We start from the raw sequence: 22,503 nt of genomic DNA, 5'->3' as shown, positions 1-22,503 counted from the left end.
CCTTACCTTACAATCGTGCCGGTGCGGCGGATTTTACGTTGCAGTTGCAGAATACCGTACAAAAGCGCCTCTGCCGTCGGGGGGCAGCCGGGCACATAGATATCGACAGGCACCACACGGTCACACCCACGCACAACAGAGTAGGAATAGTGGTAATAACCGCCGCCATTGGCGCAGGACCCCATAGAGATCACATAGCGTGGTTCTGGCATCTGGTCATAAACCTTGCGCAGCGCCGGAGCCATTTTATTGGTCAGCGTTCCAGCAACAATCATCACATCCGATTGGCGCGGGCTGGCACGAGGGGCGAAACCATAACGTTCGGCGTCATAGCGCGGCATCGCCACATGCATCATTTCCACCGCACAACAGGCCAGACCAAAGGTCATCCAATGCAGCGACCCGGTGCGCGCCCAATTGATAATATCCTCGGACGAGGTCAGCAGGAACCCTTTGTCCTGCAACTCGCGGTTCAGCGCCTGAGTCGCGACATCTTTATCCGCGCCGGCGGCGTTGGCTCCCGTGCTCAATCCCATTCCAGCGCCCCCTTCTTCCACTCATACGCAAAACCGATGGTCAGAACTGCCAGGAAAACCATCATCGACCAGAACCCGACCATCCCGACATCCTTGAAGGCAACAGCCCAGGGGAACAGGAAGGCAATTTCCAGATCGAAGATGATGAAGAGAATCGACACCAGATAGAACCGGACATCAAACTTCATCCGCGCATCATCAAAGGCGTTAAATCCACATTCATAGGCGCTGACTTTTTCAGGATCAGGGTTGCGAACAGCAAGGATTACAGCAGCGAGGATAAGAACAACCCCCAAAGCAATTGCAATCCCGAGAAAAATGAGAATCGGTAGATACTCTCTCAGCAGATCTTCCACAGGTGGCTCCTTGTTTGCATCAGGCGCAAGGCAGTGCTTTTTCGGGTTTAAACGGGGACCAAGACGGGGTCAACCAAAGCTGCGTGGTAAAATGTCGTCAGGTGACCGATTTTGTCGAATTCGGGACGCGACCCTGCCGTGATGACAATACGCGCACAGGTTATCCACGCAGCAATTCCCCCGCCGCCGCGCGCGCCGCATCTGTGATTTTGTCACCTGACAACATGCGTGCAAGCTCATCCACCCGCATTGTATCGGTTAGCGGCGTCACAGTGGACAGCGTGTGCCCGGCCTGTGTTGTCTTGCTGACCCGCCAATGATGCGCGCCCAGTGCAGCCACTTGGGGCGAATGCGTCACCACCAGAACCTGTGAACCATCTGCCAGGGATTTCAAACGACGCCCCACTGCATCGGCCGTGGCCCCGCCAACACCGCGGTCAATCTCGTCAAAAATCATTGTCGCCTTGGCCTCCGCCGCACTCAGGCACACTTTCAAGGCCAACAGAAATCGGCTGAGTTCGCCACCAGAGGCAATCTTATTCAGGGGTCCGCTAGGCGCGCCGGGGTTGGTGGCCACGGCGAAGGCTACGGCATCGGTGCCCTCTGGTCCCGGATCGGCATCACTGACTTCTGTGGTGAAAACCGCGCGCTCCATTTTCAGCGGTGCAAGCTCTTCCATCATCGCCTGGTCGAGCTGTTTGGCGGCGGTTTTGCGGCGGTTTTTGATTTTCAGCGCCTGTTGATCATATTTCGCCTGAATGTTCGACAAATTTGATTGCAACGCTTTGATTTCATTGTCACCGTTGTCAATCTCCTCCAACCTGGCAGAGAGTTGATCGGCCAATGCTGGCAGGTCATCCGACGCGACATCATGTTTGCGCGCCAGGGCGCGGATCGCAAAAAGCCGCTCCTCGACCTGTTCCAGATCTGATGGGTTGAAGCTGAGCTCATCAAGGCAGCGCTCTATTCCCTGCTGGGCGGAGGCAAGCTCATTCAATGCCGAATTCAGGGCATTCGCGCTGTCCTCAAGCAGCGCCTGAATTTCTTCCCCGCCCCCCTCGAGCCAGCGCAGGGCATCGGTGGTCAGGCCCTCGGCCCCATCCAATCCCAATGCCTGATAGGCGCGTTGAATATCCTCTCTCACCCGGCTGGCACTCTGCATCAGGCGACGCTGTGCGTCCAATGCGGCATCCTCGCCCAGTTCTGGCGACAGTTGCAGCAGTTCTGATACCGCGTGGCGTAAATAATCCTCTTCAGATCGGGCGGCGGCCAGGCGGCTTTCAGCCTCGGTAAGTCTGGCGCGGGCATCGGCCACGTCGCGCCAGGACTGACGCAAATCGGATATTTCCGCCGATAGTCCGGCAAAATCATCCAACAACAACCTGTGACCCCTGGGGTTCAGCAACCCGCGATCGTCGTGCTGGCCATGAAGTTCCACCAAATGCTCTGACAAGGATCGAAGCACTTCCCCCGAAACCCGGCGATCATTTGCCCAGGCGGTTTTGCGACCATCAGACCGGTTGACGCGGCGCAGGATCAGTTCCTCTGACGCAGGCAATCCAAACTCGTCCAGAACGTCATGCACCGGATGATCGGTCGGCAGTTCGAACACCGCCGTCACTTCGCCCTGTTCGGCCCCGTCGCGCACCAGTTCAGCGCGCCCGCGCCATCCCAGCACGAACCCTAACGAATCCAACAGAATAGATTTACCGGCCCCGGTTTCCCCGGTCAGAACGTTCAGCCCCGGCTGAAATTCAAGAGCCAGCCGGTCGATAATCAGCATGTCCCGGATGTCGAGACTTTTCAGCATATCCGGTCCCTAGAGCCACTCGCCACGGACGGTCTGGCGGTAAAGCCGCGCAAGCCAACCGTTGCCGCGCACTTTAGGCTGCAGACCCTGACTGCTGAGCAAAGCATAGCTATCTTCATAGAAGGGCGACGACCGGAAGTTATGACCCAAAATGGCAGCGGCGGTTTGGGCCTCATCCGTCAGACCCAAAGACAGATAACTTTCAACAAGTCGATGCAGGGCCTCTGCAGTGTGGCTGGTGGTTTGAAACTCTTCCACAACCATGCGGAACCGGTTGATCGCAGCAGTGTAATGGGCCCGTTTCAGATAATAGCGGCCAACTTCCATTTCCTTTGCCGCCAAACGATCGAACGCCAGATCAAATTTCAATCGCGCAGAACGGGCATAATCGCTGCCGGGATAGCGTTCAATCACAGTGCGTAGCGCCTGAAGTGCCTCTATGGTTAATCCCTGATCGCGGCCGACATCCTCTATCTGGTCATAATAGCTGAGCGCTAGAAGATATTGCGCATATGCGGCATCCTCTGACGCAGGATAGAAATCGATATAGCGTTGCGCCGCGATGCGGGCGTTTTCATAGTCCCGATCCTTGTGATAGGAAAAGGCCTGCATGATCAGCGCGCGTTTAGCGTATTCCGAATAGGGATAAAGCCGCTCTACCTCACCAAACAGACGCGCAGCTTCTTCCGCCTTCTTACTGTTTTCCAGCTCGAACTCGGCGCGTTCATAAATTTGTTGGGCAGATTGATCCTCTATTGCGACTTCGCGATTCCCGCCACATGCCGAAACCAAGCCAACCAAGAGCAGTATACCTGCGATTTTCCCAGAAGATCGAAAGCTGCCCGACATCGCCCGCCTACCCTGTATTCACCATAACGGGTCTATTACCCCGCCTTACGTGCATTGTCCTAGCACAGAAAAATTCGGTGCAAAATGGCTTTGCGTAATTTTTGCAGAGACTTATGCGTAAGCAGGAATTTCGGCCTTATGCACACCGACGCCAGGCAGTTTTGCCGCCTGTGGGCGGTCACATGTCACCAGGCGGAACGCTTCGGGATCGGCAAAGAGCGCACGCAATAATTTGTTGGTCAACGCGTGCCCTGCTCGAATACCAGAGTAGCGCGCCATCAAAGGCGCACCAGCCAAGGCCAGGTCACCCAGAGCGTCCAGCATTTTGTGGCGCACGGCCTCATCCGAATGGCGCAGGCCCCCCGGGCTCAGAACTTCTGCACCGCGCACGACCACGGCGTTTTCCAAGGTGCCACCCAAGGCCAGGCCATTGCGATGCATCGCCTGAACGTCGTCTTCACGGCAGAAGGTGCGGCTGTCACATAGTTCGCGAACAAAGCTACCATTCGCCATGTTCAGGGATTTTTCCTGATGGCCGATTGCAGCATCTTCGAAATCAATCTCGAAATCGATCTCAAGGTTTGAATTTGGCTCCAGCCGGGCAATTGCCAAGCCTTCGCGTACTTCAACAGGTTTCAGAACTTCGATGGCACGAACCGGTGCATCCAGTGTCCGAATACCAACAGAAATCAGCCCCTTCACAAAAGGCTGGGCGCTGCCATCAAGGATCGGAACCTCCGGACCATCAACTTCGATCAGGGCGTTATGAATTCCGCACCCGGCCAAGGCGGCCATGATATGTTCGGTTGTCGAAATGGTGACACCTGCATCGTTGTCGATGCGTGTGCATAGGCGCGCGGTCGTATCCACACCATCCCAGCGCGCGGCAATCAAACCATCGGTGTCGACATCCGTACGATGAAACCAAATGCCATATTCCGCCGAGGCAGGGTGAACCACCATGCGCACAGGCTTACCAGAGTGAAGACCCACCCCGATGAAACGTACAGATGATTTGACCGTTGTCTGCAAAATAGCCCTCTGGCGACATCCCGGACCCAATATCCGGTGACACGGACCTAATCCGCATCGCTCAATAGCTCAATTCAATCTTTGTAACGGTCTGAAACATCGCATTTCAGGATCGGCAATATATTGCCCACATTTGCATACCGTGGCGATAATACATTGATTAGAAAGAAAAAAGGGCAACAAAATGCTGCCCTTTCATCGATCTATGTTTGCCGGATCAGTTGGCCTGTCGGCGGAGAAACGCCGGTATTTCGATGCGTTCCTGCTCAGAATCCAGCTCTTGTTCTTCCTCATAGGCCCGCACTTGCGGCTGTTGGCGCAGGCGCGGTTGCGCACGACGCTCTTCTTCCTGAGGGTGCCCGGTCATCCGATTGATCAGGGAATTGATCCCGAAACGCGGGCGCTGCTCATCTGCAGTTTCCTGACGTTCTATGGGTTGCACCGCGCGTGGTCGCCCGCCAGTGGCCGGGGCTTTCTGGACGGCAGCATGCAAACGGGCCAATGCTTCGGGCGACGGCGTACCGGGCGCAGGCGCGCGCGGGGCGACAAATTCTGTCTCTTCATGCACGGCGACAGGCTCTTCCTCGCGCGGCTGATAGGCCGGTGGCGGCAGTTCGTCATCCTCTGCAGTCACCTCTTCAGATGCAACAAAGGCGGGTTCGTCATCTTCAATCCGTTCGAACAGAGAAGGCTCTGCAACTGCCTCTTCTTCGACCGGCTCTTCCACCTCAATCGCCGCTTTCTTGGGCAGTGGGTTGGCCATGGAACGGCGTGGCATCGGGGAGTCGCTGACAGACAAGCTGGCGTCGATCCCGGTGGAGACCACAGACACACGCAGGCTGCCGCCCATTTCTGTGTCCAGCGTCGATCCAACGATAATGTTTGCCTCTGGGTCCACTTCTTCGCGGATCCGGTTGGCGGCCTCGTCCAATTCGAACAAGGTCATATCGTAACCGCCGGTGATGTTGATCAGAACGCCCTTGGCGCCTTTCAGACTGATTTCGTCCAGCAGCGGGTTGGCTATGGCTTTCTCAGCTGCCTGGATGGCGCGATCTTCGCCCTCGGCCTCGCCGGTGCCCATCATCGCTTTGCCCATTTCGTCCATCACGGCGCGCACATCGGCAAAGTCGAGGTTGATCAGACCCGGGCGCACCATCAGATCGGTCACGCCTTTCACACCCTGATACAAAACGTCATCTGCCATGGAAAACGCTTCGGTAAACGTGGTCTTCTCATTGGCCAGACGGAACAGGTTCTGGTTGGGGATGATGATCAGGGTATCGACAACCTTTTGCAGGGCATCAACCCCGTCTTCGGCCTGGCGCATCCGTTTCGCGCCCTCAAACTGGAAGGGTTTGGTCACAACGCCAACGGTCAGAACGCCCAGTTCACGCGCCGCCTGCGCGATGATCGGGGCGGCCCCGGTCCCGGTGCCACCACCCATGCCAGCGGTGATAAAGCACATATGCGCACCGGCCAGATGATCGACGATTTCTTCAATGGTTTCTTCGGCAGCGGCAGCACCCACGGTTGGTCGAGCACCTGCGCCCAGTCCCTCGGTCACTTTCACACCCATTTGGATGCGAGAGCTGGATTTGCTGGATTGCAGCGCCTGCGCGTCGGTGTTCGCAACGACGAAATCGACGCCCTCCAACTGCTTTTCAATCATGTTGTCGACGGCATTTCCGCCTGCGCCACCTACACCAAATACTGTAATGCGCGGCTTCAATTCGTCCTGTTCGGGCATCCTAAGGTTCAATGTCATATAACTGTCCGCCTGTACTGCTTGTTCGGGCCATTTTTACTACGGCCTCACCCCAATTAATGCCAATCCTACCGTGACAAAGCCGCAACGTCACCTAAAAAAGAGTGAAATCACCACAAAATGTGGTGAAAATGCGTCCGACAACGGCGGTATTTTGCCGACACCCCCCAGATTTTGCGGATTACCAGTTCTCTTTAAACCATTTCACCGCACGGCGCAGCGATCTGGCCGGGTATTTTTCCGACGGAATCTCGAAATCCCAGCATTCATCCTGTGGCCGCGTGGCAAACAGGCACAACCCGACCGAGGACGAAAACGCTGGGCCGGTTGCCGCCTGCGGCAACCCCTGAACACGCAGCGGGCGACCCAACCGCACTTGTTGACCAAGGATGCGAGAGGCCAAACCTTCCAGCCCCGGGATTTGGCTACCGCCACCTGTCAAAACGATCTTTTGGCTCGGTAGATGTTCAAAGCCCGCAACTTCCAACCGTTCGCGCACATCTTCCAGAATTTCCTGAACCCGGGGGCGCATGATCCCGATCAATTCCGCCCGACTGACAGTCCGGCGATCATGTTCCCAATCGCCAGTGTCACCGCCCACCTCGATCATTTCGCGATCGTCCATGCCCGTGGCGACCACGCCGCCATAGAATGTCTTGATCCGCTCTGCCGTCGCCAAAGACACTTGCAGACCCTTGGAAATATCAGAGGTGATGTGATTACCACCCAAACGCACGGTGTCGGTATAGATCATGTGTTTCTTGATAAAGACCGACAGGCTGGTCGACCCGCCGCCAAGATCAATACAAGCCGCACCCAGTTCCTGTTCATCTTCGACCAAGGCCGAAAGGCCGGATGCATAGGCTGATGAGGCCAGCCCGGCCAGTTCCAGATCGCAGCGCTTGATGCAGTAGAGAAGGTTTTGAACCACCCGGCCACTGACAGTCAGCATATGCATATCTGTGGCAAGCCTGTTTCCGATCTGCCCGCGCGGATCGATCAGGCCGGTGCGATGGTCGATTGCAAAATTAACCGGTTGGGCGTGGAGCACATCCCGGCCCTCGCCAATATCAGGCACATCGCAGACCGACAGAACCCGGGCGATATCGCTTTCGGTCACCGTGCTGTCGTGCAGTTCCACCTGGCCCGCCAAGCCATAAGACCTCGGCCGCCCGCCCGAAAAACAGGCGATCACATGGTCGACGCGAACCTGCGCCATTTTCTGCGCGGCTTGTACCGCCGTGCGGACGGCGCGTTCGGTTTCTTGCATGGCGTCGACCTCGCCAAACCGCACCCCGCGAGAGCGTGTTGTCGCAGCGCCAATAACACGAAACCCGGACTGACCCGCCAAAGAACCCACGCCGTCGGCCTCGCGAAACTGTTCCGACCCGTCAAATCGCAGAACCAGACAGGCAATTTTTGAGGTTCCGATATCAAGAATGGCGATAACACCACGATGCATTGCTGCCTTTCGAATACCGCGCATCGCACGTTGCGCTGCAAACAGGTCGGTCATCATTGCCCGCTTCCCCCCACTGATAATCCACGAATGCGCCAAAGCTCTGTCACGGCGTTACTTGCCAGCCGCACCGTTGGACGATGGCCAAGCCGCATGTCCACAGCCGTGACATCACGCGACAATAAATCCTGCGCTTGATTGAGCGCGATCACCCGTTGCAGGGCGTTGATCGGATCACTTTCAGGCAGCATGATGCGTTGACCCCGATCCAGAACGACATCCCAGCGACGCGTGCCGATGCGCATCAATCCCCGCAACCGGTCTGCAATTGGGCCCGCGGTCGCGAAGAGTTGCAAGGCCTCAGGCACCGCCTGATCGGCCCCCGCCCCCGTAATCAAGGGCAAATCCGGGCGCTCCAACCGGGCAATCAGGGCCGCAACCCTGTGGCCTTCGGCATCCAGAGTTTCGATCCCTTGCGGGCCGCGCCAAACAATTGCTGGCTGCCGCTCTACAATATCGATTTGCAACACCCCGCCTGATCGGATGCGCACTTCGGCACTTGCCACCGGATCCAGCCCTGCCACCGTCAGACGCATCTGCTCCAGATCCAAATCAAAGGAACTGACCGGAAAGTCATAGGGCAGCACCTCGCGGATATCTCCCGCCAGTTCGCGCGAGGCCCCGTCAATGGCCATCAGATGCACGGCAAATTCCGGGCGCTCCTCGATCGTGCGGCGAATTTCGTCAATGCCGTTGGTCACATGTTCCATCGCCCGATCATCCGACACGAACAGACCCACAAATCCGCAAACAATTGCAATGGGCACACCGGTGCGGATGAAACGCCTAAACCCCGGCGTCAGACGCAGGCGTTCGATCTTGTAGGCCAACCTGCTGGGGGCCGGATCGCATTGGGCGGGGCGCTTGCGGATCATCGATCGCATGAGGCGTCCTCCACCATCCGGCGGCACAAGGCCCCGAAACTAATCCCGCAATGGGCCGCCTGTTCGGGCGACAAAGAGGTCGGCGTCATACCGGGCTGCGTGTTTGTTTCCAGCAGGATCAAACCATCCAGGCCACGCGCCTCATCCCAGCGAAAATCGGTGCGGCTGACACCCCGGCACCCTAAAACCTGATGCGCGACTAACGCGTGATCCATACAGGCATCAAACACCTCTGCCGAAATATCGGCAGGCACCACGTGGCGCGATCCACCTGCTGCATATTTTGCCTCATAATCATACCAGCCATCAGACAGGATATCGGTGACCGTCAATGCCCGGTCGCCCATGACTGAAACGGTCAGTTCGCGGCCTGCAACATATTCTTCCACCATCAGACAATCCGGCAGGTCCGGATCAAGCTTTGGCGGGCCATTGGCAGCCTCGTGCACGATATAAACCCCGACCGAGGAGCCCTCATTATTTGGCTTCACCACATAGGGCGGGGCCATCACGTGATCCGCCTCGATCTGTTCGCGACTGGCAAGGATATTGTCTGCAACGGGCAATCCGGCAGTGCGGTAGACGGCTTTGGTCCGATCCTTGTCCATCGCCAGCGAAGAGGCCAACACGCCCGAATGCGTATAAGGAATGCGCATCCATTCAAGGATGCCCTGTACGCAGCCATCTTCGCCCCAGCGTCCATGCAGAGCATTGAAAGCGACATCAGGCTTTAACTCATCCAGACGCAGGGCAAGGTCCGGACCAGCGTCCAGTTCGATCACCTTGAACCCTTCGTCCCGCAGCGCAGCGGCGCATTCACGCCCAGATGACAGGGAAACCTCGCGCTCTGCCGAAGGTCCGCCCATCAGAACCACTACTGTCGGGGTTGTCCTGCTCGACATACCCGCCTCTTTCACCGCATGACCCTTTTCGGGTCTTTTTGATTGCGCAGGGCCTGCCTGTGGCCCTTGATATTCTTTATTTTTCTGCCGCAGGTTCACCCACGCGCATGATTTCCCACTCTAACGTTATTCCGCTGTGTTGGAAAACCTTTTTTCTGACCAATTCGCCTAATTCTTCCAGATCGGCCGCGGTTGCCCCACCGGTGTTGATCATGAAGTTCGAATGTTTTTCCGACATCTGCGCCCCGCCCACGCGCGCCCCGCGCATTTCGGCATCATCAATCAGCTTCCACGCCTTCAAATCATGCACATCGTCATCGCGCCCCGTGGAACTGAACCCGGCCGGATTGCGAAAGGTGCTGCCTGCGGTGCGGTCCTTGGTCGGCTGGGTTGCATCGCGCTTGGCCAATTGGGCTGTCATCCGATCCGCAAGCACCCACGGATCACCTGACGGGGCCTCAAAGGTCGCGTCAATCAGAACCCACCCCTCGGGCAAGTCAGACCGGCGATATTGAAAGTTCAGATCATCGCGGGAGAGCACCACAATCTCCCCCGCACGTGTCACGGCACGGGCACTGACCAGAACATCCGCAACATAGGTGCCATAGCAGCCCGCATTCATCCGCACCGCCCCACCAATCGCGCCCGGGATGGTGCGCAAAAAGGTCAGGTCCAGCCCTGCCTCTGCGGCCTTGCGCGCCACATGCGCATCCAGTGCCGCAACGCCTGCCGTCACCTGATTGCCCTCGACCGTAATGGTGTTGAACCCGCGCCCCATACGAATGACCGCCGCTCGCAATCCACCATCGCGCACAATCAGGTTTGACCCGACCCCCATGGGGAACACCGGAACATCGGCAGGCAGCGCCTTTAGAAAATCACTCAGATCATCAACATCTGCGGGCTGAAAGAAGATATCAGCTGGTCCGCCAACGCGCAGCCATGTCAGATCAGACAAAGGCCGGTTGGTGCTTAGCCTGCCGCGAAAATCGCCTGCGTTCATTCCGCCCCCCGCACGACCTGCCGCCGCGCCCAGCGATAGAGGTAGATCACCGGCCAGCGCAGAATAGACATGGCTGCCACCAATACAGCAAAACCGACCCAAGGGCCGTTTTCATAGGTCACGTATCCCAGGATCGGAATGCCCAGCGCGATCATCACATAGGCAAAGCGCCAGTGTTTGTCCCGGCTGGGAAACATCGCCACAATATTCGTTGCAATGAACCACAGCGCTGCGAGGATGAGAGAGTTTGTCATTCTACGCTCGTATTCAACTGATCGGCCAGACCATTGGCCCAGACACTGATCGTCCCGGCCCCAAGGCAGACAACAATGTCACCCGGTTTGGCCTCTGCGCGCACCAGGTCTGCCAGATCCTGCTCTGACGATATGCTGCGTGCATCACGGTGCCCGCCTTGGATCAAACCCGCCACCAGATCATCGCGCGATGCGCCCTCAATCGGGTCCTCCCCCGCCGCAAAGACATCCGCGATGCCGACAATATCGGCGTCATTGAAGCAGCGGCAGAAATCTTCGAACAAAGAGGACAAGCGCGTATATCGATGCGGTTGATGCACGGCGATCACCCTCCCCTCAGATGCTTGGCGAGCGGCCTTCAGTACTGCGGTAATTTCTACCGGATGGTGGCCATAATCATCGATGATCTGGGCACCGTTGAATTCACCCACTTTGGTAAAGCGTCGATTGACGCCACCGAAATTGGCCAGCGCCTCACGGATTTCGTTCTTCTTCATCCCCAGATGCCTGGCCACGGCCACCGCCGACAGCGCGTTGGAAACATTGTGATCCCCCGGCATTGGCAGCGTGCAACCCTCAATCACCTGCCCCTCTGCCTGCAGCACGACATCGAAATGTGCGACCCCGGCCTTGTAGGTCAGATTGACCGCACGAATATCGGCCTGCGTGTTGAACCCATAGGTCAGAATGCGCCTGTCGCTGATCCGGCCAACCAACGCCTGCACTTCGGGATGATCGGTGCAACAGATCGCCAATCCGTAAAAGGGGATGTTGGAGACGAAATCGGTGAAGCCCTGCCGAAGCGTATCAAAATCGCCCCAATGTTCCATATGTTCGGGATCAATATTGGTGACAATGGCGATGGTCGCGGGCAAGCGGTTGAAGGTGCCGTCAGATTCGTCGGCCTCGACCACCATCCATTCGCCCTGCCCCATCCGCGCGTTTGATCCATAGGCGTGAATGATCCCGCCATTGATCACGGTTGGGTCCAGATCGCCCGCATCCAGTAAGGTCGCCACCATGGTGGTCGTGGTGGTTTTGCCATGGGTGCCAGCAACTGCGACATTGGATTTAAGCCGCATCAGTTCCGCCAGCATTTCCGCCCGGCGTACCACCGGCAGGCCTTGCACCCGTGCCGCATCCAGTTCCGGGTTGCCCGGCTTAATCGCCGAAGAGATTACAACAACATCGGCACCGTCCAGATTATCCGCCTTCTGCCCGATAAAGATCGTCGCGCCCAGGCGTTTCAAACGGTCTGTGATCTTGCTGGATTTCAGATCAGACCCCTGAACGATGTAGCCATGGTTCAACAGCACCTCGGCAATGCCAGACATCCCGATCCCGCCGATACCGACAAAGTGGATTGGGCCCATTTCGGTTGGAAGCTTGGTTGCCGCTGCATTCATCGTGCTGGTTCCTCTTGTGCCAGTTCCTTAACCAGTTCCACCAAAGCCTGCGCCGCCTCGGGCTTTCCATAAAGCCGCGCGGCACTGGCCATTTTAGAGGCCGCCTTGGGTTGATCAAAGATCATGCGTATTTGCGCCGCCAGCGTTTCAGGTGCAAGAGCAGATTCCGGGGTCAGGATTGCGGCCCCCGCACGCACCAAGCCACGTGCATTCGCGGTTTGGTGGTCTGCGGTCGCCTGCGCAAAGGGGATCAGGATCGACGGGCGCCCGATCACGGCGATATCGGCGACCGAGGATGCCCCGGCCCGGCTGATCACCAGCTGTGCCTCGCTCATCCGGCGTGGAATATCGGTGAAAAAGGTCTTCACATTGGCCTTGATCCCGTACCGGGCATAGTGATCCGTGACACGTTGTAGATCTTCCTCCCGCGCTTGCTGAAACACCCGCAGGTTTTTCAACACATTCGCGGGCAGACTGGAAATCGCCTCTGGCACCACATCGGATAAAACACGTGCTCCCTGACTGCCGCCAATCACCAGGATCGACATCGGATAGCCCCCGGGCTGAATATAGGGGGCGCCCTCGCGATCCCGGATCGCGGCCCGCACCGGATTGCCGGTAAAGGTCCCCTCAACGCCATTGGGCAGATCGGTTGGCCAGGTTCCGCAAGCGATGCGATTGACCCGCGTGGCAAAGAGCTTGTTCACCCGGCCCAACACACCGTTTTGTTCATGGATCATCCGCGGCAGACGCAATATCCACGCCGCCGCCAGCGCCGGAATTGTGGGATAACCTCCGAAACCAACAACAACCGCTGGTCGGTTCTTCCGGAACGCCCGAACCGTCGCCACCACACCAGCAGCAATGCGAAACGGGACCTCCAGTTTGGCCTTGATCCCACCTCGGGCAAAGCTGGCAGAGGCGACTTGCGTCACCTCAACCATATGCGGAAAACCGCCCGTATACCGTGCCCCACGCGCGTCGGTGGACAGCTTCACCCGCCATCCCCGGTGCAACATTTCCTCTGCCAGGGCCTGTGCCGGAAACATATGACCACCGGTTCCGCCCGCCGCGATCAGCAGCAAAGGCGCCCTATGTTGTGATGTTGGCATTAACGTCCCCGGCCAATAAAATGATCTGCAATCTCGCCCTGCGGACGCTTGCGGGTAAAGGCCAAAAGCATGCCCAACGCAATCCCGCCCGCAACCAGAGACGAACCACCATAGCTGACAAAGGGCAATGTCATGCCCTTGGCCGGCAACAGGCGTACAGCGACACCGATATTGATAAAGGCCTGAATGCCGAACATGCAGGCCAGCCCAGTTCCGGCCAACCGGATAAACGGATCACGTTCGCGGATCAGCCGGATCAGCGAACGCACTGTGATCATCGCAAAAAGTAGAATGATGCAAAGGACAAGGATCAGCCCGTATTCCTCTGCCGCTACAGCAATAATGAAATCCGTATGCGCATCGGGCAGCCACCATTTGACCTGCCCCTCACCCACGCCGACGCCAAAAAATCCGCCCTCACGGATCGCGTTTGTGGCGTAACCGATCTGTGTGGTCGGATCGATTTCGGTCGACAAAAACCCATCAATCCGCCGCGCAAAATGTTCGGAATTATTATAGGCGACAGTCCCGCCAAAAACGACCAACCCGGCCATTCCAACCAACAAGAGCATCGGCGCGCCGGCGACGAAATACATCACACCCCAGCCGAACAGGATCAGTGACGCCTGCCCAAAATCGGGCTGCATGGCCAAAAACGCCACGATGATCAGCGCCACGGCCAACGACATGGATTTACCCGGCGGGCCATTGATTTCCTGACTGGCGGCCATTAACCAGGCGCATAGGATAACAAAACCGGGCTTCAGAAATTCAGACGGCTGCACCGACCCGAAACCGAGCGAATACCAACGTGTTGCCCCCTTGCCAAAATCCGTACCCAGAAGCGGCAGAAAAATCAGCCCGATCATTGCGACAGCAAAGCCGATGACGCCCAGACGGCGCAACAGATCCGGTGACATCATCGAGGTCAGGAACATCGCCATCAATGCCAGCGTGCCATAGACGGCCTGCCGCTGAACGTAGTGAAACGCCTCAAATCCATTGCGCTCTGCCAGGGGTGGCGAGGCCGCCAGCCCCAGCAACATACCGATCGCAAACAGGATCAGAACCGCCGACAATGTCCATTTATCAATCGTGCGCCACCAACGGGGGAGAACAGGTTCTCCTCCCTGCACGGGAACCGCACCGTATACCATTTCGGTCATGGGATACCGCCTAAACTGCCTCAATTACCGCCCGTTTTCCGGGTCTGTGCCAAAGTGTAACCCAGATACGCTGATATAGCTAGAGTCAGCCGGCCCCCTCTTGTGTTTTTCCGCCGATCATGGTCAGCCCCTCGGATGCACTACGACACGGTGATCATAGGGGCCGGGGCTGCCGGTATGATGTGTGCCACCCGCACAGGTGGGCGCACGCTTGTGATCGATCACGCCAAGGCACCGGGCGAAAAGATCCGCATTTCCGGCGGCGGGCGCTGCAATTTCACAAATATCCATGCCGGGCCAGATAATTTTATCTCTGCCAATCCGCATTTTCACAAATCCGCGTTGGCGCGCTACACGCAGTGGGATTTTGTCGACCTGGTCAACAGGTATGGCATCACCTGGCATGAAAAAACGCTGGGGCAGCTCTTTTGCGATAATTCCGCCAAAGACATCATCGCGATGCTTCGGGCCGAGATGGCGCAAGCCGGGGCAGAATTGCGGCTCAACACCTCGGTGACAGAGGTTTCCAAAACCCATGATAGCTTTCAACTGGCGTTGTCCACCGGGCCCAATTTTACCTGCCGGAACCTCGTCTTGGCCAGCGGCGGAAAATCCATTCCCAAAATGGGCGCAACCGGCTTTGCCTATGATATCGCGCGCCAATTCGGGCATGTGGTGACGGAAACTCGCGCGGGCCTGGTGCCCCTCACCTTCCCCGAGGGCCGCTTTGCCGGGATTTCTGGCGTGTCTTCGGATGTGCGCATCACCTGCGGGCCGACCAGTTTTGAGGAGGCACTCTTATTCACGCATCGCGGCCTGTCTGGGCCCGCAATCCTGCAGATCTCCTCCTATTGGCGGGAGAGTCAACCGATTACAATCAACCTGTTCCCAAGCGGCTCGCCCTATGAATGGCTGCGGTCGGATCGCCAAAAGTCTGGACGGCGCAATCTCACAACAGTGTTGTCGCTGCTTCTGCCCGCCCGCTTAGTAGATCATCTCGCCGGAACCACAGACCTGATTGGCAATCTGGCGGATCAAAGCGACAACGCCCTAAGCGACTTGTGCGATCGGTTGACCAATTGGCAGCTCTCCCCATCAGGATCCGAAGGGTATCGCACGGCAGAGGTCACCCTGGGCGGCATTGACACTGATGGTCTGTCTTCCCAAACCATGATGTCGAAAACCACGCCGGGCCTCTATTTCATCGGTGAATGCGTGGATGTGACGGGCTGGCTAGGCGGGTACAACTTTCAATGGGCCTGGTCATCAGGCGTCGCAGCGGGCAAAGCGATTGCCAATCGCTGATCCTGCACAAAATCCTGTGGCCTCGGACAGCGGGATTGTGTAATCCCCGTTGCGATGACACAGACTCTTACCATCCGCCGCCCCGATGACTGGCACCTGCACCTGCGCGACGGCGCAATGTTGCGCGCCGTTCTGCCCGAAACCACCCGCCATTTTGACCGGGCAATCATTATGCCCAATCTGTTACCGCCCGTGGTCACCGGCACACAGGCGGCAGAATATCGCGACCGGATCATGGATGCGATGCCTGACGGGGCCGCGTTCCAGCCTTTGATGACGCTTTACCTGACCGAGGACACTGACCCCGATGATGTGGCCGCGGCCCATGCCTCTGGCCTGATCAAAGCGGTCAAACTCTACCCCGCCGGTGCCACGACCAACTCCGCCAGCGGGGTCCAGAACTTCGACAAAGTGCGCGGCGTGTTGGAACGCATGGCCGAGATTGGCCTGCCCCTTTGTGTCCACGGCGAAGTCACCGACGCCGATATTGACATTTTTGATCGCGAGGCCGTTTTCATCGACCGCGTGCTGGACCCGATCCGTCGTGCAACACCAGGCCTGCGCACCGTGATGGAACATATCACCACCCGTGACGGGGTCGAATACGCCAAGACTCAGGACAATCTGGGCGCCACCATCACCGTTCAGCACCTGATGTTGGATCGCAACCACATGCTGGTCGGTGGCATTCGTCCACATTACTATTGTCTGCCAATCCTGAAACGCCGCGACCATCGGGAGGCCCTATTGGGCGCTGCCACATCTGGCGACCCTCGCTTTTTCCTAGGCACTGACAGCGCACCCCACGCGACCCATACCAAAGAAAACGCCTGCGGCTGCGCCGGATGCTTCACTGCTCCCGTCGCCATGGCGTGTTTGGCAGAAACGTTTGAACAGGCGGGCGCGTTGCAGTTGCTGGAGGCCTTCACATCCGAGCACGGCGCGCGGTTTTACGGATTACCGTTGAACGAGGGCACCCTGACGCTAACCAAAGGCACTCCTATCACCCTGCCAGAAACGATCCCCTCCGATGTCGGCACCGTCACTGTCTTTGACCCCGGTATGCCAATCCACTGGCACGTCACCGAATAAGGACCTGTTCCGCCGGCAATGCCTCCGGCGGGAGTATTTGAGCCAAAAAGAAAGAACCACACCATGATCCCCACCTCCTATCCCGACGCAAAGACCATCGCCAAATTGACGGCCAAAATGCTCTTGGATATCGAGGCGGTGCATTTCAATGCGCGCGAACCGTTCACGCTGGCCTCCGGCCTGCCCTCGCCCACTTATATCGATTGCCGCAAGCTGATCAGCTTTGCCCGCATCCGATCGACGCTGATGGATTTCCTCGCCTGCACCATCATGCGCGACGCAGGGTTGGAAGCGTATGACAACATCGCTGGTGGCGAAACAGCGGGCATTCCCTTTGCCGCTCTGGTGGCCGAACGCATGGCCCTGCCAATGACGTACGTGCGCAAGAAGCCCAAAGGCTACGGCCGCAACGCCCGAATCGAGGGCGCCATGTCCGAGGCTCAGCGCGTGTTGCTGGTCGAGGACCTGACCACCGATGGCGGATCAAAACTGTCCTTCGTCGATGCCATCCGCGACACCGGCGCGACCTGCGATCGGACCGCCGTAATCTTTTACTACGGCATCTTCCCCGAAACCGAAAAAACCCTGTCCGATCATGGGGTCAGCCTGTCATATTTATGCACCTGGTGGGATGTGCTGGAGGCCGCGAGAGAGGGTGATCGCTTTGATCCCGAAACCCTGACCGAGGTCGAAAAGTTTCTGAATGCCCCGCGCGAATGGCAGGAAGCCCGCGCCGGAAGCTGACCTAACGGCAGCTTTTGCAGTAAATTTTTTTCAAAAAATTTACTCGCGCGCAATATCGATATTTCGTGGGTCATGCACCCGAGCGCGCTAAATATTGTGGGGTTTCTCTACTACACAGAAAATCCACAGACTTATCCAGATTGCTTTACTCACGGCAAATGTGCCATGAAGGCCCGCAGGGCGGAGAGGGCTCAATGAACGAAATAGCACGCATCAGCGCGTCCGAAACGACGGACGAGCTTCAAACAGTATTGCCGCACAACATCGAGGCTGAGCAACAGCTTCTGGGTGCGATATTGACCAATAATGAGGTCTATGATCGCGTGACGTCGATCATCGGGTCACAACATTTCTTTGACCCCGTCCATGCCCGCATTTTTGAAACGGCAGAGGCACGCATTCGCAAAAACTCGATTGCCTCACCCGTGACATTGAAAGCGTTTCTGGAGGATGACACGGGCCTGGCCGAACTGGGCGGCCCCGCCTATCTGGTCAAACTTGCAGGTGCGTCGATTTCCTCCTTTGCGGCACGGGACTATGCGCAACTGATTTATGATCTGGCGATCCGGCGAGAGCTGATCGCCATTGGGCGAAACATTTCGGATAAGGCAGCCAAGACAGACGTATCGAGCGAACCGGGCGAGCAAATCGTCGAAGCAGAGCAGGCGCTATATGCGCTTAGCGAACAGGGACAGGCCGACAGTGGGTTTCAATCCTTCCTGTCGGCCGTCACCGACGCCGTAAACGTCGCCAATGCCGCCTATCAACGGGATGGGGGATTGGCGGGGGTCTCCACTGGCCTGACAGACATGGATAAAATGTTGGGGGGCCTGCATCGCTCTGACCTGATCATTCTGGCCGGGCGGCCCTCGATGGGCAAAACCTCTCTGGCAACCAACATCGCCTTTAACGTCGCCAAGGCCTATCGCAAGGGCAAGTTGCACGATGGGTCTGAGGGGGCCGTGAACGGTGGCGTTGTCGGGTTCTACAGCCTTGAAATGTCAGCCGAACAACTGGCCGCACGGATCTTGTCCGAAGCGTCACGCGTCCCCTCCCACCAAATCCGTCGCGGCGACATGACAGAAGAAGAATTTCGCCGCTTTGTCGATGCCGCCAAATCGTTAGAGGCCTGCCCGCTCTTCATCGATGACACCCCTGCCCTGCCGATCAGCCAACTGGCCGCCCGCGCACGTCGCCTGAAACGGACCCACGGGCTTGACCTGCTAGTCGTTGACTACCTGCAGCTGTGTCGGGGCACCAAAGCAGGCGATAACCGGGTGAATGAAATCTCTGAAATCACCATGGGGATGAAGGCCATCGCCAAGGAACTGGATATCCCTGTGATCGCACTGTCACAGCTGTCCCGCCAGGTAGAGTCTCGCGATGACAAACGCCCGCAGCTGTCCGACTTGCGTGAATCGGGTTCTATCGAGCAGGACGCCGACGTGGTGATGTTCGTCTATCGCGGAGAATACTACAAAGAACGCGAAAAACCTGCGGACCACGAGATGGACAAGATCGCCGCCTGGCAGCAAGAGATGGAATCGCTTCACGGCAAGGCCGAGGTTATCATCGGCAAACAACGCCACGGCCCAATCGGCAATGTGGACCTGGCCTTTGAGGGTCAGTTCACTCGTTTCAGCGATCTGGCAAAGCCGTGGCAAAGCGGGCCTGATAGCGGGTTCTAGTTCGCCTCTACCTGCCCTTTTCCATGACTCAAAACCGGCTCGTCATTCTGTGCCCGCGCTGAAACACCTGTCGAACATAGGTAATCGACTGGCCCTGCCACCAAGTTGACCGTTCTGCCAGAAACAGGGGCTCCCCCTGCGCGCATCCCAGATGGCTGGCCAGCAACTCATCCGCCGCCGTGGCGGAAAAACTGATTTCCGCGTCAGAGAATGGAACCGTTTTGACCAGCCATTCATTTGGGCCGATCTCTGAAAAATCGGCCTCTTCGGCCTGAGGCAGCGCCGCCAGATTGATCCACCGGTCTTCAAACTGATATGGATTTCCATCCGCATAATGCATGCAGATCAGGTGCAACACCTGCCCGTCCGCTTCCAATTTCATCCGGGCGCGCAACCAACCCGGTGCTTCGATCACCTCATGCAAGACCAACGCATATCGATAGGTCTTACCCGACGCGCCAATTTCATGCCGCACGATCGGGATTTCAAATCGCGCATGCCGCAAAGGTGACATTCGCACCCGCGTTCCCGCCTTGCGCTTACGTTCCACCAGCCCTTCTTCGGCCAATTCACGCACCGCGCGGTTGACTGTTGCACGGGCGCATTGAAATTCGGCCGCCAAATCAACTTCATTTGGTATCAGATCACCGGGTGCCCAGTCGCCCTTAACAATGCGGCCCCGAATATACTCTTTGACGTCCCGAAAAGCCGTTTTCATCGGAACGAGCCTTCGCGACACGGATGAAACTCAGTGAAATGCACATTGCTTCCTTCTGTTTTACGAATTCGCACCATAGACGGCAGCATACCAAACACAGATGAATTTGTATGCACATAAATCTCAGAACTCTATGCTAAATACAAGGTTTCAACCGATCTCAGGCCCCAACATGCGGCTCGTATCGCCTGCGCGTTGCACTTTCTTTTAGCAGCCAATCCTCGACGATTTTTTGCTCTGCAAACGCTGTTTGACCTTTCCGCTTCAGCAGGAAATAGCCCGACTCCGTTCGGACACATCGATCCCCCATAGGGCGGAACAAGGCGCCGTTATCCAAGTGATGATCAACCAGATGCCCCCACCCCAAGGCAAGCCCGAGCCCATCAACCGCCGCCTGTATCCCCAACGGGTAGGTGTTAAATGTATTCACCCCACGCATAGACCGTTCTGTTATGCCCTGCGCGCTTAACCAGTTTTCCCAATTCATCCACTCTGTATGCATGCTGGATATATCGATCAGGTCCAGATTTGGCAGCTCGTTCAGATCATTCGCGGTTGGATTTGCCCGCAAATAGCTTTCCGAACAGACCGGAAAAATCGTCTCTCCGAATAGCATTGTTGCAGTATAACCGGGCCACTCCCCATCACCACGTAAAATCGCCAAATCAACGTTTTCGGCCAGGCATTCCTCATCGCTATCCGACGCCAGCAAGATGATTTTTATGCGCGAATTGGCCCTGTTGAATCGGCGCAGTCTGGGCATCAGCCAAAGCGACGCAACCGAATTTGTGGCCGCAATCGTCACCGCATTTTTTTGCTTTCGGGACAAGATTTGCTGTGATGCCTTACGCAACCCATCCAAAGATACAGTCACCGTATCCAATAGATTTTGGCCATGCGCCGTCAGATGCACCGATCTGTGACCGCGCACAAACAATGGAACATCGTAATGCAGCTCCAAAAGACGTACTTTCCGGCTGATGGAGTTTTCAGAAATATTCATCTGTCGCGCCGCCTGCGCAAAGCTCCCGCATTTGGCCGCCATCTCAAACGCCACGAAGTAATCCAGTGGGGGAAGTAATTTCTTGGTTTCCATCAGTGGCGGCCTAATCTTCCTTGACGGTCTCGACGTAACCGGAGCAGCGCATATAACGGCAATCCCGCCAAAACTTGACAAAACTTCAACATATTGATTAAAGCAGATTTTTCATATTTTGCCACTAAATTCTTGGGGCAATGCCTCTCAAAATATGAGTCTGAAAAATCAACGAATTACGACAAGATAAACGCGATCCGGGTTATGACCCTCGGGTCTCATTAAAAACGGGGAGTAGAAATGAAAACCAAACTAGCAATGTCAGCGGCCATCGCCGCGATGGCTGCCACGGGCAGCTATGCCGAAGATAGCTCTGATCCAATTGTCATTCCCATCCACAACTGGTCCAGCCAGATTGTGATGTCAAATGTCGTCGGGCAGATTTTCGAAGAGAATGGAAATGCCGTCGAATATGTCACCACTGACAGCCAAGCGGTCTACGAATCCATTCGTCTAGGCGATGTAACACTAGAGTTAGAAGTCTGGGAAGGTGCTTTTGGCGCATCTTATCGAGCAGCCTTGGCAAAAGGAGGTATGGTTGATGCGGGAGCGCACGACGCCGTAACACGCGAAGACTGGTGGTATCCAATGTGGACCAAAGAAGCCTGCCCAGGCCTGCCAAGCTGGGAAGCCCTGAACGACTGTGCCGAAGTATTCGCAACAGCCGAAACCGGTGACAAAGGTCGTTATCTTGACGGTCCGGTTGACTGGTTGAAACATGGTAAAGAACGCGCAGAATCTCTGGGCCTGAACTTCACCGTGATCAACGCGGGTTCCGCTGCAGCCCTGTGGGCCGAAATCGGGGCCGCCGAGGCCGACAAGAAACCGGTTCTGGTCTTCAACTGGACACCAAACTTTGCCGAGGCCGTCTGGCCGGGTGAGTTTGTGGAATTCCCCGAATGGGAAGACGGCTGCGATACCGATCCATCCAAGGGACCGAACCCTGACGCGCTTTATGACTGCGGCAATCCATCGACCGGTTATCTTCGTAAGGTGGCGCATCACGAGATGACAGCCAAGTGGCCTTCAGCTTACTGTGTGTTGTCCACCCTCTCCTTTACAAACCCGCAGATCGCCGAAATGGCAAAACTGGTTGATACAGATGAGTTGGAACCCGAAGAAGCTGCCGAAGAGTGGCTGGAAGCCAACGAAGACGTCTGGCGGCCCTGGATCGACGCCTGCGCCAGCTAACCTGATCCACAACCAATATGACCTAATCGCCCGCCCCCCTTGTGTTACAATGGGGCGGGTGAACAGGGGAGAATT

General features: G+C 57.0%; 21 protein-coding genes. 5 read left to right on the top strand and 16 right to left on the bottom strand.

Features of this window, described 5'->3' with window-relative positions:
* Positions 1-2 precede the first annotated feature (2 nt).
* From AC2D8P_RS04835 to ftsW, 14 genes are all read right to left on the bottom strand, one after another.
* Complete coding sequence (locus AC2D8P_RS04835; RefSeq protein ID WP_484700964.1) at positions 3-536, bottom strand: NuoB/complex I 20 kDa subunit family protein; 534 nt, start codon at positions 534-536, stop codon at positions 3-5.
* Complete coding sequence (locus tag AC2D8P_RS04830; RefSeq protein WP_484700962.1) at positions 527-892, bottom strand: NADH-quinone oxidoreductase subunit A; 366 nt, start codon at positions 890-892, stop codon at positions 527-529. Before AC2D8P_RS04830 ends, AC2D8P_RS04835 begins: the two co-directional genes overlap by 10 nt.
* A 160-nt stretch (positions 893-1,052) precedes the next feature.
* The gene (gene recN, locus AC2D8P_RS04825; RefSeq protein WP_484700960.1) at positions 1,053-2,702 is read right to left on the bottom strand and encodes a DNA repair protein RecN; all 1,650 of its coding nucleotides are present in this window, start codon (positions 2,700-2,702) and stop codon (positions 1,053-1,055) included.
* A 9-nt stretch (positions 2,703-2,711) separates the two neighbouring features.
* Positions 2,712-3,551: an outer membrane protein assembly factor BamD gene (locus AC2D8P_RS04820; RefSeq protein ID WP_484700959.1), complete on the bottom strand. Its 840-nt coding sequence runs from the start codon at positions 3,549-3,551 to the stop codon at positions 2,712-2,714.
* A gap of 111 nt (positions 3,552-3,662) precedes the next feature.
* Positions 3,663-4,583 (bottom strand): UDP-3-O-acyl-N-acetylglucosamine deacetylase, encoded by a 921-nt coding sequence (gene lpxC / locus AC2D8P_RS04815; RefSeq protein ID WP_484700957.1) that lies wholly within the window; start codon positions 4,581-4,583, stop codon positions 3,663-3,665.
* Between the two features lie 217 nt (positions 4,584-4,800).
* Entirely contained in the window at positions 4,801-6,348 is a 1,548-nt protein-coding gene (gene ftsZ / locus AC2D8P_RS04810; protein WP_484700955.1) for a cell division protein FtsZ, read from the bottom strand.
* Positions 6,349-6,529: 181 nt separating this feature from the next.
* Positions 6,530-7,864 carry a cell division protein FtsA gene (gene ftsA, locus AC2D8P_RS04805; protein WP_484701111.1) on the bottom strand — a complete coding sequence of 445 codons (1,335 nt, stop codon included), beginning with the start codon at positions 7,862-7,864 and terminating at the stop codon, positions 6,530-6,532.
* Positions 7,864-8,751, bottom strand: a complete 888-nt coding sequence (locus AC2D8P_RS04800) for a cell division protein FtsQ/DivIB (protein WP_484700953.1) — start codon at positions 8,749-8,751, stop codon at positions 7,864-7,866. Before AC2D8P_RS04800 ends, ftsA begins: the two co-directional genes overlap by 1 nt.
* Positions 8,739-9,653 (bottom strand): D-alanine--D-alanine ligase, encoded by a 915-nt coding sequence (locus AC2D8P_RS04795; protein ID WP_484700951.1) that lies wholly within the window; start codon positions 9,651-9,653, stop codon positions 8,739-8,741. Before AC2D8P_RS04795 ends, AC2D8P_RS04800 begins: the two co-directional genes overlap by 13 nt.
* 76 nt (positions 9,654-9,729) lie before the next feature.
* A complete protein-coding gene (gene murB, locus AC2D8P_RS04790) occupies positions 9,730-10,656 on the bottom strand; it encodes a UDP-N-acetylmuramate dehydrogenase (RefSeq protein ID WP_484700949.1) in 927 nt (308 codons plus the stop codon).
* Positions 10,653-10,910 (bottom strand): DUF2484 family protein, encoded by a 258-nt coding sequence (locus tag AC2D8P_RS04785; protein WP_484700947.1) that lies wholly within the window; start codon positions 10,908-10,910, stop codon positions 10,653-10,655. Before AC2D8P_RS04785 ends, murB begins: the two co-directional genes overlap by 4 nt.
* Positions 10,907-12,316 (bottom strand): UDP-N-acetylmuramate--L-alanine ligase, encoded by a 1,410-nt coding sequence (gene murC, locus AC2D8P_RS04780; RefSeq protein ID WP_484700945.1) that lies wholly within the window; start codon positions 12,314-12,316, stop codon positions 10,907-10,909. Before murC ends, AC2D8P_RS04785 begins: the two co-directional genes overlap by 4 nt.
* Entirely contained in the window at positions 12,313-13,428 is a 1,116-nt protein-coding gene (murG, locus tag AC2D8P_RS04775; RefSeq protein WP_484700943.1) for an undecaprenyldiphospho-muramoylpentapeptide beta-N-acetylglucosaminyltransferase, read from the bottom strand. The genes murC and murG overlap by 4 nt, the downstream gene beginning before the upstream one ends.
* Positions 13,428-14,594, bottom strand: a complete 1,167-nt coding sequence (gene ftsW, locus AC2D8P_RS04770) for a putative lipid II flippase FtsW (RefSeq protein ID WP_484700941.1) — start codon at positions 14,592-14,594, stop codon at positions 13,428-13,430. Before ftsW ends, murG begins: the two co-directional genes overlap by 1 nt.
* A gap of 135 nt (positions 14,595-14,729) precedes the next feature.
* Here ftsW and AC2D8P_RS04765 point away from each other — a divergent pair, with 135 nt between their 5' ends.
* From AC2D8P_RS04765 to AC2D8P_RS04750, 4 genes are all read left to right on the top strand, one after another.
* Entirely contained in the window at positions 14,730-15,899 is a 1,170-nt protein-coding gene (locus tag AC2D8P_RS04765; RefSeq protein ID WP_484700939.1) for a BaiN/RdsA family NAD(P)/FAD-dependent oxidoreductase, read from the top strand.
* A gap of 54 nt (positions 15,900-15,953) precedes the next feature.
* Positions 15,954-16,991 (top strand): dihydroorotase, encoded by a 1,038-nt coding sequence (pyrC, locus tag AC2D8P_RS04760; RefSeq protein WP_484700937.1) that lies wholly within the window; start codon positions 15,954-15,956, stop codon positions 16,989-16,991.
* Between the two features lie 63 nt (positions 16,992-17,054).
* The gene (locus AC2D8P_RS04755; RefSeq protein ID WP_484700936.1) at positions 17,055-17,735 is read left to right on the top strand and encodes an orotate phosphoribosyltransferase; all 681 of its coding nucleotides are present in this window, start codon (positions 17,055-17,057) and stop codon (positions 17,733-17,735) included.
* Between the two features lie 194 nt (positions 17,736-17,929).
* The gene (locus tag AC2D8P_RS04750) at positions 17,930-19,423 is read left to right on the top strand and encodes a replicative DNA helicase (protein WP_484700934.1); all 1,494 of its coding nucleotides are present in this window, start codon (positions 17,930-17,932) and stop codon (positions 19,421-19,423) included.
* A gap of 28 nt (positions 19,424-19,451) precedes the next feature.
* Here AC2D8P_RS04750 and AC2D8P_RS04745 read toward each other — a convergent pair whose 3' ends face one another.
* A complete protein-coding gene (locus AC2D8P_RS04745) occupies positions 19,452-20,141 on the bottom strand; it encodes a GntR family transcriptional regulator (protein WP_484700933.1) in 690 nt (229 codons plus the stop codon).
* Between the two features lie 160 nt (positions 20,142-20,301).
* Positions 20,302-21,237: a LysR substrate-binding domain-containing protein gene (locus tag AC2D8P_RS04740; protein ID WP_484700931.1), complete on the bottom strand. Its 936-nt coding sequence runs from the start codon at positions 21,235-21,237 to the stop codon at positions 20,302-20,304.
* Between the two features lie 240 nt (positions 21,238-21,477).
* Here AC2D8P_RS04740 and AC2D8P_RS04735 point away from each other — a divergent pair, with 240 nt between their 5' ends.
* On the top strand, positions 21,478-22,428 hold the full coding sequence (locus AC2D8P_RS04735) for an ABC transporter substrate-binding protein (RefSeq protein ID WP_484700930.1): 951 nt from the start codon (positions 21,478-21,480) through the stop codon (positions 22,426-22,428).
* Positions 22,429-22,503 lie beyond the last annotated feature (75 nt).

It is taken from the genome of Roseovarius sp. YIN77 (assembly GCF_057219155.1).
The sequence above is the reverse complement of the archived record's forward strand: the minus strand, read 5'-3'. Positions and strand labels throughout refer to the sequence as shown.